At 70.2% G+C, this 12,523-nt stretch carries 12 protein-coding genes; 7 read left to right on the forward strand and 5 right to left on the reverse strand.

Going from position 1 to position 12,523, the window contains the following annotated elements:
• Window positions 1-471 precede the first annotated feature (471 nt).
• From ABZ260_RS34060 to ABZ260_RS34075, 4 genes are all read right to left on the reverse strand, one after another.
• Window positions 472-1,731, reverse strand: a complete 1,260-nt coding sequence (locus ABZ260_RS34060; protein WP_355625962.1) for a cyclopropane-fatty-acyl-phospholipid synthase family protein — start codon at window positions 1,729-1,731, stop codon at window positions 472-474.
• 14 nt (window positions 1,732-1,745) lie between these two features.
• Entirely contained in the window at window positions 1,746-3,104 is a 1,359-nt protein-coding gene (locus ABZ260_RS34065) for an FAD-binding oxidoreductase (protein WP_355625964.1), read from the reverse strand.
• A 110-nt stretch (window positions 3,105-3,214) separates the two neighbouring features.
• Complete coding sequence (locus tag ABZ260_RS34070; RefSeq protein ID WP_355625966.1) at window positions 3,215-4,195, reverse strand: NAD(P)-dependent oxidoreductase; 981 nt, start codon at window positions 4,193-4,195, stop codon at window positions 3,215-3,217.
• A gap of 1 nt (window position 4,196) precedes the next feature.
• Window positions 4,197-5,858, reverse strand: coding sequence for a serine/threonine-protein kinase (locus ABZ260_RS34075; RefSeq protein ID WP_355625968.1), 1,662 nt, complete (start codon window positions 5,856-5,858; stop codon window positions 4,197-4,199).
• A gap of 204 nt (window positions 5,859-6,062) precedes the next feature.
• On the opposite strand from ABZ260_RS34075, the gene ABZ260_RS34080 reads away from it, so the two are divergent.
• The 6 genes from ABZ260_RS34080 to ABZ260_RS34105 all read left to right on the forward strand — a co-directional run bounded on the left by ABZ260_RS34080 (window position 6,063) and on the right by ABZ260_RS34105 (window position 10,394).
• On the forward strand, window positions 6,063-7,196 hold the full coding sequence (locus tag ABZ260_RS34080; RefSeq protein ID WP_355625970.1) for a CaiB/BaiF CoA-transferase family protein: 1,134 nt from the start codon (window positions 6,063-6,065) through the stop codon (window positions 7,194-7,196).
• Window positions 7,196-7,849 carry a nitroreductase family protein gene (locus tag ABZ260_RS34085; protein WP_355625972.1) on the forward strand — a complete coding sequence of 218 codons (654 nt, stop codon included), beginning with the start codon at window positions 7,196-7,198 and terminating at the stop codon, window positions 7,847-7,849. Before ABZ260_RS34080 ends, ABZ260_RS34085 begins: the two co-directional genes overlap by 1 nt.
• Window positions 7,850-8,048: 199 nt before the next feature.
• Window positions 8,049-9,287, forward strand: a complete 1,239-nt coding sequence (locus tag ABZ260_RS34090; protein WP_355625974.1) for a cytochrome P450 — start codon at window positions 8,049-8,051, stop codon at window positions 9,285-9,287.
• Window positions 9,288-9,463: 176 nt separating this feature from the next.
• Complete coding sequence (locus ABZ260_RS34095) at window positions 9,464-9,598, forward strand: hypothetical protein (RefSeq protein WP_355625976.1); 135 nt, start codon at window positions 9,464-9,466, stop codon at window positions 9,596-9,598.
• 19 nt (window positions 9,599-9,617) lie between these two features.
• A complete protein-coding gene (locus ABZ260_RS34100) occupies window positions 9,618-9,848 on the forward strand; it encodes a helix-turn-helix transcriptional regulator (RefSeq protein ID WP_355625978.1) in 231 nt (76 codons plus the stop codon).
• Between the two features lie 12 nt (window positions 9,849-9,860).
• Window positions 9,861-10,394, forward strand: a complete 534-nt coding sequence (locus ABZ260_RS34105; protein WP_355625980.1) for a hypothetical protein — start codon at window positions 9,861-9,863, stop codon at window positions 10,392-10,394.
• 36 nt (window positions 10,395-10,430) lie between these two features.
• Here the strand turns inward: ABZ260_RS34105 and ABZ260_RS34110 are convergent, their stop codons facing one another.
• Complete coding sequence (locus ABZ260_RS34110) at window positions 10,431-10,898, reverse strand: effector binding domain-containing protein (protein ID WP_350925923.1); 468 nt, start codon at window positions 10,896-10,898, stop codon at window positions 10,431-10,433.
• A gap of 134 nt (window positions 10,899-11,032) precedes the next feature.
• Between ABZ260_RS34110 and ABZ260_RS34115 the strand changes: the two genes are divergently transcribed.
• Entirely contained in the window at window positions 11,033-12,472 is a 1,440-nt protein-coding gene (locus tag ABZ260_RS34115; RefSeq protein ID WP_350964206.1) for a GuaB1 family IMP dehydrogenase-related protein, read from the forward strand.
• Window positions 12,473-12,523: the final 51 nt, after the last annotated feature.

Raw genomic sequence — 12,523 nt, forward strand, 5'->3', positions numbered from 1 at the left:
GTTCCGGGCAGGAGGGAGCCGCACACCAGGGGCACGGGGCGGCACGCGTCGTCCCCGGCGCGACAGCGGTCCGCTTGCGTCATCCTGACAGGACGAGATACATAAACGCAATAGTCAGAAACGTTCGCGAAATCTACCGGCATTTCTACGCAAGAATTTGCGTTCGCGACCCGCGACCGGACCGTTCCAGGATGGGGAACAGTCGACGAACCGGTGACCGGCGGTTTCCGAGGTGGGCTTCGGCGGCGGTCGGCTCCCCGGGGACCTCCGTGGCGAGCAGGCGGGTGAAGGCCATCGATCCCTCGTCCTACGCCACGAAGCCGTACGGCCCCCGCCGCGAGATATCCGCGACGGGGGCCGTCGGTCCGGCGTGAACGCGTCCGCGTGAGGGCCCGCGCGGATTCTCGTATAGGAACATCCCATATGAGCGTCTCCCGCGCGGGGTCCCGCGTGAGCGCGTGTCCCGGGGGGTCAGGGCCAGTCGAGCGAGGGGCGGAGCGGGACGCCGGCCGTGCCGTCGTCGTTGAGCTTCACCCCGAGAACCTGGTGGAGCTGGATCTTGTTGCGTTCGAAGCCGACCACGCAGGCCGCCATGTAGAGGCGCCATACCCGTGCCGTACCCTCGCCGACCTCCTGGACCGCCTCGTCCCAGTGCTCGTCGAGGTTGGCGCACCAGTAGCGGAGGGTCTGCGCGTAGTGCTCGCGCAGGTTCTCCTCGTGCCGGATCTCGAAACCGGTGTCCTCGATCTGACGGGCCAGGTAGCCGACCGACTCCAGCTCCCCGTCGGGGAAGACGTAGCGATTGATGAAGCCGCCGGCGTTGAGGGTCTTCTCGGTGCCCGTCGGCCGGGTGATGCAGTGGTTGAGCAGCCGCCCGCCGGGGACGAGCTTGTCGTACAGGAAGCGGAAGTAGAAGGGCAGTTGCTCCTTGCCGATGTGCTCGGTCAGGCCGATCGAGCTGACGGCGTCGAAGCCCGTCTCCGGCACGTCGCGGTAGTCCATGTGACGGACCTCGGCGAGCTCGCCGAGACCGGCCTCCGCGATGGCCTTCTGCCCCCACTCGGCCTGCTGGCGCGAGAGGGTGACGCCCAGCGCCTTCACCCCGTACTCACGGGCGGCGTGGACGACCATGCCGCCCCAGCCGCAGCCGACGTCCAGCAGCCTCATCCCCGGCTTCAGGCCCAGCTTCCGGGCGACCAGCTCGAACTTGGCCTGCTGCGCCTCCTCCAGGGTGGACTCCTGCTCGGGGAAGACCGCGCAGGTGTAGGCCATGGACGGGCCGAGCACCCACGAGTAGAACTTGTTGGAGACGTCGTAGTGATGGTGGATCGCCTCGGCGTCGCGCTGCTTGGCGTGCCTGCTGCCCATCCGGGCGAGCATGCTGCGCCGCACCTCCTGCGGAGGCGGCGGCATCCGGGTGAGCAGCGGGCGGACCCCGAGGGCTCTGACGGCCGCGAGCTTCTGCCCGACCGGGAGGTCGTTGATCGTGAGCGACCACATCCGGGAGAGCAGCGTGTACATGTCCCCTTGGACATCGAGGTGGCCGGACACGTACGCCCTGGCCAGTCCCAGCTCCCCGGGGGCCTGTGCCAGGTACGCGACGGCCGCCGGGGTCTTCACCTCGACGCTGATGTCGGAGCTGGCCGGACCGGCCTTACTTCCGTCGTAGGCGACGAAGCGTACATCCGCCTCAGGGCCCATCACCTTTTCGAAGATCTCTGCGAGCAACACAGAATCAACCTCTCTTAACGCCCCCGAACACACTTGTCGTAGAGGTCGAGCAACCGGCCACCCCCGTCGTATGCCCGCTTGACCGGCCAATAGGCGGTTCCGTTATAAAACCGCCAGAATTCATCCTCTGGGTAGAACGAGGTGGAGTACAGCGATTTATGGCCGTCCAGTTCGTGGACCCGGTTCTCGATGAGACGGTTGTGGTAACCGTCGAACTGCCCCCTGGGCAACGGGACCGTTCCCCAGAAGCCGAAATTGACGTACAGCCGGCCGGGCTCCAGCGGATAGAGCGGCCACTCGCCGGTGGACTTCAGCGGGCACATCCAGACCGGCGCCATCCCGACCTTGTCGTGGAAGAAACTCAGGAACTCGGCACCGCGCTCGACGGGCACCTCGATGTCCTGGATGACCGACTCCTGCACCGGCAGGTCGCGCCAGCGGTCGACCCTGGCGATCACCCCGTACTTGCGGTCAAGGCCCACGAGCTTGCGATAGACGTCCGAGCGCATCCACTTACGCGGCATCAGGGAGCGCACCAGCGCGGTCTGCACGCCGAAGGCGCGCGAGCACCAGAACCAGTCGGTGTCCCAGCGCCACAGGTAGTCGCGGACGGTCAGCCAGTCGCGGGTCCTGGTCTGGATCGACCGGTAGTAGATGCGCATCCCGGTGTAGTCGGACAGGTACGGAGCACGCTCGGCGAAGCGTCCCACGGTGATGTAGAGCTCGCCCGGACCGAAGAACGTGCCGTCCACGAAGTCGACGCGCTCGCCCTCGTACTCGCCGCTGTCACAGATCTCGCGCATCGCGAGCATGCACTTGTCGGCGTCCCCGAACGGGATGTGGGTCAGCCTGACGTACGGCTGGACGGGCTTGAGCTTGATCCGGATCCGCAGGGCGTAGCCAAGCGTGCCGTAGGAGTTGGGGAACGCCCGGAACAGGTCGCGGTGCTCGTTGTCGTCACGGGCCACGACGATCCTTCCGTCGCCGGTGAGGATCTCCAGCTCCTCCACCGACTCGTGCGGCAACCCGTCCCTGAAACTGGTGGACTCGATGCCGAGCCCCGTCACCGCCCCGCCCAGCGTGATCGTCTTCAGCTGCGGCACCACGTACGGCATGAGCCCGTGGGCGAGCGTGGCGTCCACCAGGTGCTCGTAGGTGGTCATCCCCTGGACCTCGGCGGTCATCGTCTCCGGATCGACCGCGATGACCTGGTCCAGGTCCCTGGCGGAAAGCTTCGCCGACCGGGCGCCCTCTCTGAAGCGGAACAGGTTCGTGGTGGCCTTGGAGAGCCGGGGCACCGCGTCGCCGGGAATGGCGGCGTAGGAATCCCTGATCTGCTCCACCGCTTGCCGGTGCGCCGACATTTCTGTCATCTGTCGCACGGTAATCACCCCCATGACCATCGTTGGAAAGATCGCCCCTAGGCACGTTATATCTCGGATGTCTCCGGAGCCAGGCGGGGCGCGTTAAACACTGGAAAACTCTACGACTGTCCTTCCGGGAACCTGCGGCCGACCACCGGATCAACCTCGTTGACCACGTTCGTCACCGGGCGGCCGTCGATCGCGGCCTCCAGGTTGTCCAGCACGCAACGGATCAGGCGGCCGGTCGACTGCGGGGTCACCCCCGCCACATGCGGTGAGAGCAGGACCCTGGGACTGCTCCGCAGCGGGTCGTCCGGCGGCAGCGGCTCGGTGTCGAACACGTCGAGCGCGGCGCCGCCCAGGTGCCCCGACTCCAGGGCCGACAGCAGCGCCGCCGAGTCGACCACCTGCCCCCGGGCCGCGTTGACGAGCAGCGAGCCCGCGGGCATCAGGGACGGGTCGATCAGCCTCCTGGTCCCCTCCACCAGCGGGATGACCAGGACGAGGACCTGGGAACTCGCGACCAGCTCGGCGAGCCCCCGGTAGGTGTAGGGCACCTCGCGCGGCGTGCGCGTCCAGTAGGAGACCTCGCACCCGTGGGCGGCGAACATCCGCGCGCAGGTCTCGCCGATCGGGCCGAAACCGACGATGCCGACGCGCGAGCCGTACAGCTCGGTGGGCCCGAGATCCAGCTGCGGCCAGCGGCCGGCGCGGACCGCGGCGTCGGCCTCCATCAGCCGCCGCGACAGTGCGAGCGCGGCCGCGAAGCACCACTCGGCCACCCCTGTCGCGCTCACCCCCGCGGTGTTGGCCAGCGGCACACCGGCCTCGGCGAGCGCGGCGAGGTCGTGGCCGTCCACGCCCACCGACGGCTGCTGCACGAACGCCAGGTTCGGGGCGGACCTGACCGCCTCGGCGTCCAGGACGAGCTCGCCGCTCCAGTCACCGACCACGATCTCGGCCTCGCCGAGCGCGGCGAGCAGTGACTCCCGGTCGCGGGCCGCGGGGACCGACACCGCGACCCGGTCGCCCAGCGAGCCGAGCAGGTTGCGCACCGCCCCCTCGGGGAGCGGCGGTAGCGCGAGCACCTTCCAGGTCATGTCACTCGCCTCCGCGGGGGTGGAAACTGCCGAACACTCGGTTCATGAGGGACCGCTGGGCATCCCAGTCGTCGTCGTGGGTGGTCCAGCTGAGCAGCATGACCGTATCGCCCACCTCGATGAAACGCCGCACCTCGTGGTAGGTCACCCCGGCCGTGGCCCAGGGGGCTCCGCCGTTGTCCTTCATGCTCCAGGTGAACTCCCACTGAAGTCCGGAGCCGTAGGCCAGGGGGATCATCGCCGTGTCCTCGGAGTGGATCTCGCTCCACTGGACCACGTTCTCCTTGACGGTCTCATGGAGGGAGTCCAGACCGTCGGCGTTCGCCTCCAGCACCTCCACCGACAGGTGGGCGGCCCCGTCCCTGCGCAGCCACTGGGTGTAGCCCGTCTCGGCCGCCCAGTCACCGTTCCAGCCGGCCGGATAGCTGATGGACCAGTTCTCCGGCGGACGGGCCCGCCACACCTTCAACCCTCCGGTGGGCACCACCGCTCTGGTCCTGGTGGGAGTGGGGGTGGGACTCGGGGTGGGCGTCCGGGGCCTGGTCTCCTGCACCGGTTCGGGCGTCGCCTCCGCGGGGGCGGGCTCGGCGCGCGCCACCGGCTGCGATTCCGGCTGTGACATCGCCACGGCCGCGACGGCGCCACCGGCGGCCAGGAGCACGACGGCCGCCAGGACCAGTGGGATCCGGCCACCGCTTCGCCCCCCGCCGCGCCGCCCCCCGCGCCGGCGGCCGGACGCGGGCGAGGTCTCGGTCTCGCGCCTGTTCCACTCCCCGGCACCGTGCGGATTCTCAGCGGTCCGTGCCGTACGGTGGATCGCCCTCTCCCCGGTGCGCCGGGCCGCGGCCGACGGGTCGTCGAGGACCTCCGCCAGCATGGCGTCGGCCTGCTGGGCGGTCAGCCGGTGGGCGGGCTCGCGCTGGAGCATGCCGGTGAGCACCGCGCGCATCTCCAGGGGCACCCTGCCGAAGTCGGGCTCCTCGGTGAGGAGCGCGCCGAGGGTGGCGATGGCGTCTCGGCGTTCGAAGGGGCCGTGCCCGACCAGTGCCGCGTAGAGGGTGGCGCCGAGCGCCCACAGGTCGGACCAGGGGCCCGCGTCGGTGCCGGTGGCGCGCTCGGGCGGCAGGAAGCTCGGCGAGCCCGTCACCATGCCGGTCTGGGTCAGCGAGGTGTCGCCCTCGATGGTGGCGATGCCGAAGTCGGAGAGCACCGCGCGGCCGTCGGCCTCCAGCAGGATGTTGCTGGGCTTGACGTCGCGGTGCAGGATCCCGGCCTCGTGTGCCGCGCGCAGGGCCGAGAGGACCTGACGGCCGATGTCGGCGACCTGGCGCACCGGCAGCAGACCGACCTCGTCCAGCCCGCGGGCCCTGACCAGCTCCATGATGATCCAGGGACGACCGTCCTGCTCCGCCACGTCGTAGATCGCCACGATGCTCCGGTGGTTGAGCCGGGCCGCGGTCCTGGCCTCGCGGGAGGTACGGGTCAGCTGGAGTTGGTGCTCGGCCGGGGAGAGGTTGGGTGGCAGGAGCACCTCCTTGACGGCGACCGAGCGGTTGAGGAGGGTGTCGTAGCCCTCCCAGACCACGCCCATGCCGCCCCTGCCGAGCTCCCGCAGCAGCCGATAGCGCCCAGCGACCACCCGTTCACTGTGCGGATATGTCATCGCAAAACCCCTAGGTCCCATTCGGCGAAGGCGCAAGTTTCCCATACGCGCGCGAGCACCACATGGCTCATCGCGATGTGTCTTGCCACGGAAAGCCGAATGTTGTTCTACTTGGGCGGAGGGAACGGCCGCACATCACACCAAGCGATTGCTTGTGTGCGCCGTACCGGACTAGAGTCGATACCGCATCCGAGGAGAATATCGATGGAGCGCGTGACCAGGAAGGGCCCGCTGGCCGGAGTCCGCGTGCTCGAACTGGCGGGGCTGGCCCCCGGGCCGTTCGCCGGGATGATGCTCGCCGACCATGGGGCCGAGGTGCTGCGCGTCGAGCGCGCGAGCGTCGTCGCCAAGGCGGGGGACAGCCCACGCGCCGACGTGATGGACCGGGGCAAGAGAACGGTCGGCCTGGATCTGAAGTCCCCCGAGGGGGTGGCCGCGTTCAAGGAACTGGCCCGCCATGCCGACGTGGTCATCGAGGTCTTCCGGCCCGGGGTCGCCGAACGCCTCGGCATCGGCCCCGACGACCTGCACGCGATCAACCCGCGCCTGGTCTACGGGCGGATGACCGGCTGGGGCCAGGACGGCCCGCTCGCGCCGACCGCCGGGCACGACATCGACTACATCGCCGTCTCCGGCGTGCTGTCGATGCTCGGCCGCGACGGCGAGCGCCCCACCCCGCCGATCAACATCCTCGGCGACTTCGCCGGGGGCGGCCTCATGCTCGCGTACGGCGTGCTGCTCGCGCTGATCGAGCGGGAGCGGACCGGTGAGGGCCGGGTGATCGACGCCGCCATGGTGGACGGCGCGGCGACGTTGTTCGCGATGTTCTACCACGGGGTGCAGACCGGCTTCTGGGGCCCGCGCGGCACGAACCTGCTCGACACCGGCGCGCCGATGTACGACACCTACGAGACCTCCGACGGCAGACATCTGGCCGTCGGCCCGTTGGAACCGCAGTTCTGGGCGGAGATGGTCAAACTGATGGGGCTTGAGGACCTGCCCGACCGCAACGACAGGAAGCAGTGGCCCGCGCTTCGCGAGCGGCTGGCCGAGGCCTTCCGATCAAGGACCCGCGCCGAGTGGGAGGCGGTCTTCGACGGCTCCGACGCGTGCGTCTCCCCCGTCCTGGAGGTGGGCGAGGCCGTCGAGCATCCGCACAACAAGGCCAGGGGCACGTTCGTCGAGGTCGGCGGCATCCGGCAGCCCGCCCCCGCGCCGCGCCTGCTCGGCGTGGCGGAGCAGGACCTCTCCCCCGCCACCCGGCTGGCGGATCTGACCTCCTGGGGCCTGTCCGACGAGGCCGCGGCCGAACTGCGCGAAGCGGGGGTGCTGGCCTGATGGACGTCTTCGAGGCTCTCTACACGACCAGGGCGATGCGCCGGGTCAAGCCGGACCCGATCCCCGAGGAGGTCCAGCGGAGCATCCTGGACGCCGCGGTCCGCGCGCCCAGCGGCGGCAACGTACAGAGCTGGCGCTTCCTGCTGGTCGACGACCTCGCGGTGAAGGAGCGGCTCGGGCCGCTCTACCGGAACGCGCTCGGACAGCTCTTCGAGGGCCACTACCGTCCGATGCGGGAGAGAGCCGAGGCCGAGGGCGACACCCGGACGCTCAACGTCCTGAACTCGGCGAAGCACCTGGCCGACCACTTCGAGGGCTACCCGCTGCTCCTGTTCGCGTTCAACCGCAACGACCCGTCCGGCGGCTCGATCTTCCCCGCGGTGTGGAACGCGCAGCTGGCCGCCCGCGCCCACGGCGTGGGCAGCGCGCTGACCAGCGTGCTCGGCCTCTTTCACGCGGAGGAGACGCTGCGGGTGCTCGGCGTGCCCGAGGGCAAGGGCTGGACCCTGGCCGCCACGGTCACCTTCGGCTACCCGACCGGACGATGGGGCGTCGCGCCCCGCCGCCCGGTGCACGAGGTGAGCTACCGCAACCAATGGGGCCAGGACGTGGGCTTCGAGATCTCCGAACCCCTGTGGAGGCCGGCGGACTGAGTCCCGGCGGCGCGGGGCCGCCCATCCGACGACGGCACGACCTCGCCCGGACGCGTTGGCGCGACCGATCGGGCGGCTCGGCACAATCACCCGATGTTCCGGAGCTGACCATGCTTGATCACGCCATTCACACCGCGGCGGGCACCGGCGGCCCCGCCTCCCTCCCGGGGCGCCTCGAAGGGCTCGGGAGGGATCTTCGATGACCAGCCCGTTCTCAGAGGTGGGCCAGGAGATCGGGCGCCGCGTCGCGGCGGCGCCCGCGTCTCCCGAGTCACCCGGTGCCGCCGGGATCGACCTGCTCGACGGCGACATGTACGCCGGCGACCCTGGACCGGTGTACGCCTGGCTGCGCGAGCACGCGCCGGTCTATCACGACGCGGAGAACGCACTGTGGGGCGTCTCCCGGCACGCCGACATCTCGGCGATCGAGCGCGATCCGAAACTGTGGTCCAACGCGGGCGGCTACCGGCCGCAGCTCCCCAGCGACCCGTCGATGATCGGGATGGACGACCCGGAACACGCCGAACGCCGACGCCTGGTCTACCGGCGCTTCACCCCGCGCCACGTGGCGGAGCGGTACGCCGGCCGGATACGCGCCGTCGTCACCGAACTCATCGACGAGGCGCTGGAGAGGCGCACCGTGGACGCCGTGCCCGCGCTGGCCGCGCCGCTGCCGGGCCGGATGATCGGCTGGCTGCTCGGCTTCCCCGAGGAACGCTGGCCGGAGCTGGTGCACTGGTCGGAGACGACGGTCGCGGCCGGAGGCGGCCTGCGCTATGTCACCCACGAGGCCGCCGTCGCCGCCGGGGAGTTCGCCACCGCCGTCCTGGAGCTGGCCGCCGAGCGGCGCGGCTGCCCGCGCGACGACCTGACGTCGATCTGGAGCCGGGAGGCCGGCTACGACGACGACCACCTGGCCAACGAGGCACTGCTGCTGCTCGACGGCGGCGCCGAGACCACCAGGACCGTCATCGCCACCGCCATCGGCGCGCTGATCGACCACCCCGAGCAGTGGCGGATGCTGCGCGAGGACCCCTCGCTGATCGGGAACGCCGTCGAGGAGTTCATCCGCTGGACCACCCCGATCCTCAACATGTGCCGGAGCGCCACCCGCGACACGGTCCTGCACGGCCGGGAGATCCCCGCGGGCGGTCAGGTCCTGCTGATGTACGGCTCCGCCAACCGGGACCCCTCGGTCTTCACGGACCCGGACGTCTTCGATGTGACCCGTCCCGGTGGCGGCCACATCGCCTTCGGTCTCGGTACCCACTTCTGCCTGGGGGCGGCACTGGCCCGGCTGGAACTGCGGATCTTCTTCGAGGAGTTCGTCCGCCGGATCGGTTCGGCCGCCCGGGCGGACGAGCGGGGCCCGTGCATCCTGCCCAACGCCTTCGTCCGGGGGGTCACCTCCTTCCCGATCGTCCTGGAACCCCGCTGAACGCCCCCCGGTGGTCGCCTCCTTCCCAGCCGTCCTGAAATCCCGCTGAGTACGCCTCCCCACTCCTCGTCTTCCGATCGACTCGGCCACCTCACCAGCGGCACGTCTGCCGTAGACGTGCCGCTTTTCGTCGTAGGTGTTGATTCAAATGTAGTAGGTGTACTACATTCATTCATATGAGTACTGCATCGAACGGCCAGAAGCCACAGACGGCGTGCGGCGCCGACAAGGTGGCGTGGGACATCGATCCGCGGCACCGGCCCCTCGCCCCCCACGACCGGGCCCGGCCACCGGCCGGGCGGGTCTCCTGAGCGCCGGGAGACCGCCCGGATGTCTTCGGAGGACGTGTACAACCGGATCTCGGTGCTGAGAGCCGAGCGCGGGATCTCGCGCAAGGATCTGGCCGCCGCACTGGGGGTCCACTACCAGACGATCGGCTACCTGGAGCGCGGCGAGTACAGCCCCAGCCTGTTCCTCGCCCTGCGCATCGCCGAACACTTCGAGGTGCCGCTGGAAGTCGTCTTCTCCCTCAAGCCGTTCCCGCGGCTCGGCAGCAACTAGTCAGGTGGAGTCATGAACACCCAGAAAAAAGCCAGGATCCCGACCCGCGTTGAGATCATGCAGCGCGACTACCTGCCCGGCTGGTACGCCACCCGGGGCCGCAGGCGGCTGCTCGCCTCGGCGGTGGTCCTCGCGACATCGCTGCTGTGGGTGGACGCGGCCGTCTCCTGGGCCGTCCCCAGGGACGACAGGGGCGCCCTGGCCGAGCTCGCCCTGCTGGCGATCGCGATGGTCGTCTACCTACCGGCCGTCACCCTGCTCAACGTCGCCACCCGCGGTGTCGTCGAGTTGCGCGAGCGAGACCTGGACGAGCGTCAGGTGGGCGAGCGCCTGCGGGCGGTCGCCATCGCGCACCGCGTCACGACCGGCATCCTGGTCGCGCTCGCCGCCGTCGCCATCGGGGTGGGCATCGCCCGGGGCCACGACCACTCCCTGCCATGGGACGCGCTCGTCGCCCTGACGATCGCACTGTTCCTGACGCACTTCGTGCTGCCACTGATCATCTCCGGCTGGCGGCTGCCCGACCCGCCGAACGACGACGACTGAACCCGCCCCGGCGCGACGGGAGCCGCGCCGGGTCGCTCAGCGCATCGGGGACAGGACCGCCGCGTAGATGTCCGCCCCCCCGGGGTGGTGCACCTCCACGTCGGTGGTGAAGGCCCTCGGCGGGGTTCCTCCCGACTCGGTGTGCTTCCAGAGCCGCTGCCACTCCTCGGTCAGCGCGTCCGGCATCGGCCCTCTGGCCTCCAGCTTCAGCGAGGGCACCCCTGGCACCCGTACCGCCACCATGCCCTCGGGCAGCGCCGCGGCACTGCGCACGGCGACCCCGACGATCTGGGTGTAGGCGCCGTTGTGGTCGCTCTCGTAGTCGGTGAGCACGGCGTAGATATTCTCGTCGACCCGTCCTGGCACGTGCGCGAAGGCTCCGGGGGCCCCCGCCCTCGCCCACAGCGCGCGGAGCCTCCCCCGACCCGGCTCCATCTCGTCGGCGTTCGACGTTCGTACGGCATGGCCTACTACGAGCATCTCGGGCCGATCAACCAGGATCACAACGCCTCCTCTTGGCCACCCATTATTCACGCAAACCGGATCTTAGCCTCCGCTCCGACCTGCTGGATCCTCTTGGAGAGCACGGAAAGGGGGAACGCTCACCTCTGGCAATTCGCAGGATAAGGTGGAATAACGTGAAATTTCTTAATGAGTCGGTACCGGCCTACGACCTGACCTACAGCGACGTGTTCATGGTCCCGTCGCTCTCCTCCGTCGGCTCACGGCTCGCCGTCGATCTCTCCAGCAGGGACGGCACCGGGACCACCATCCCCGTCGTGGTCGCCAACATGACGGCCGTGGCGGGAAAGCGGATGGCCGAGACCGTCGCGCGCCGGGGCGGCATCACCGTGATCCCGCAGGACATCCCGATCGACGTGGTCGCAGGCGTCGTCGACTGGGTCAAGAAGCGCGACCTGGTCCACGACACACCGCTGACGCTCACCCCGCACGACACCGTCGGCGAGGCGCTCAACCTGCTGCCCAAACGGGCCCACGGCGCGATCATCGTCGTCGACTGGGAGAACCGCCCGGTCGGCGTGGTCACCGAGGGCGACTGCTCCGGCGTGGACATGTACACGCAGCTCTCCCGGGTGATGTCCGACAACCTGCTCACCCTGCCCGCCGGGCTCGACCCGCGCGAGGTCTTCGACCGTCTCCACGAGGGCCGCCACCGGCTCGCCCCGGTCGTGGACGGCGACGGCCGGCTGGTCGGCATCCTGACCAGGACCGGCGCGCTGCGCGCCACCCTGTACCAGCCCGCGGTCGACGACTCGGGCAGGCTCCGCGTCGCCGCGGCCGTCGGCGTCAACGGCGACGTGGCCGCCAGGGCCAAGGAGATCCTCGACGCCGGGGTGGACTGCCTGGTGGTGGACACCGCCCACGGCCACCAGGAGAAGATGATCAGTGCCCTGCGGGCGGTCCGCGCGCTCGACCCCGGCGTACCCGTCGCGGCGGGCAACGTCGTCACCGCCGAGGGCGTGCGCGACCTGGTCGACGCGGGAGCCGACATCCTGAAGGTCGGCGTCGGCCCCGGGGCCATGTGCACCACCCGGATGATGACCGGCGTGGGCCGCCCGCAGTTCTCCGCCGTGCTGGAGTGCTCCGCCGAGGCCCGCAGGCTGGGCCGCCACGTGTGGGCCGACGGCGGCGTCCGCCACCCCCGCGACGTGGCCCTGGCCCTGGCCGCCGGGGCGTCCAACGTGATGATCGGCTCCTGGTTCGCCGGTACCTACGAGTCGCCCGGCGACACCCGTACCGCCCCCGACGGGCGCAAGTACAAGGAGAACTTCGGGATGGCCTCGGCCCGCGCGGTGATGCTGCGCACCGCCGAGGACTCCCCCTTCGAGCGGGCCCGCAAGGCACTGTTCGAGGAGGGCATCTCCACCTCCAGGATGTATCTCGACCCGGCCATGCCCAGCGTCGAGGACCAGATCGACGCCATCGTGGCCGGCCTGCGCTCCTCGTGCACCTACGCGGGCGCCTCCACGCTGGAGGAGTTCCACGAGCGCGCGGTGATCGGTGTGCAGAGCGCGTCCGGCTACACCGAGGGCATGCCGCTCCACCAGAGCTGGTAGTTCACCCGCCGGGGGTGGGGGGGCCCCGCGCCCCCGCGGCCCACCCCCCCC

The organism is Streptosporangium sp. NPDC006013, assembly GCF_040614275.1.
Classification (GTDB): Bacteria; Actinomycetota; Actinomycetes; order Streptosporangiales; family Streptosporangiaceae; genus Streptosporangium.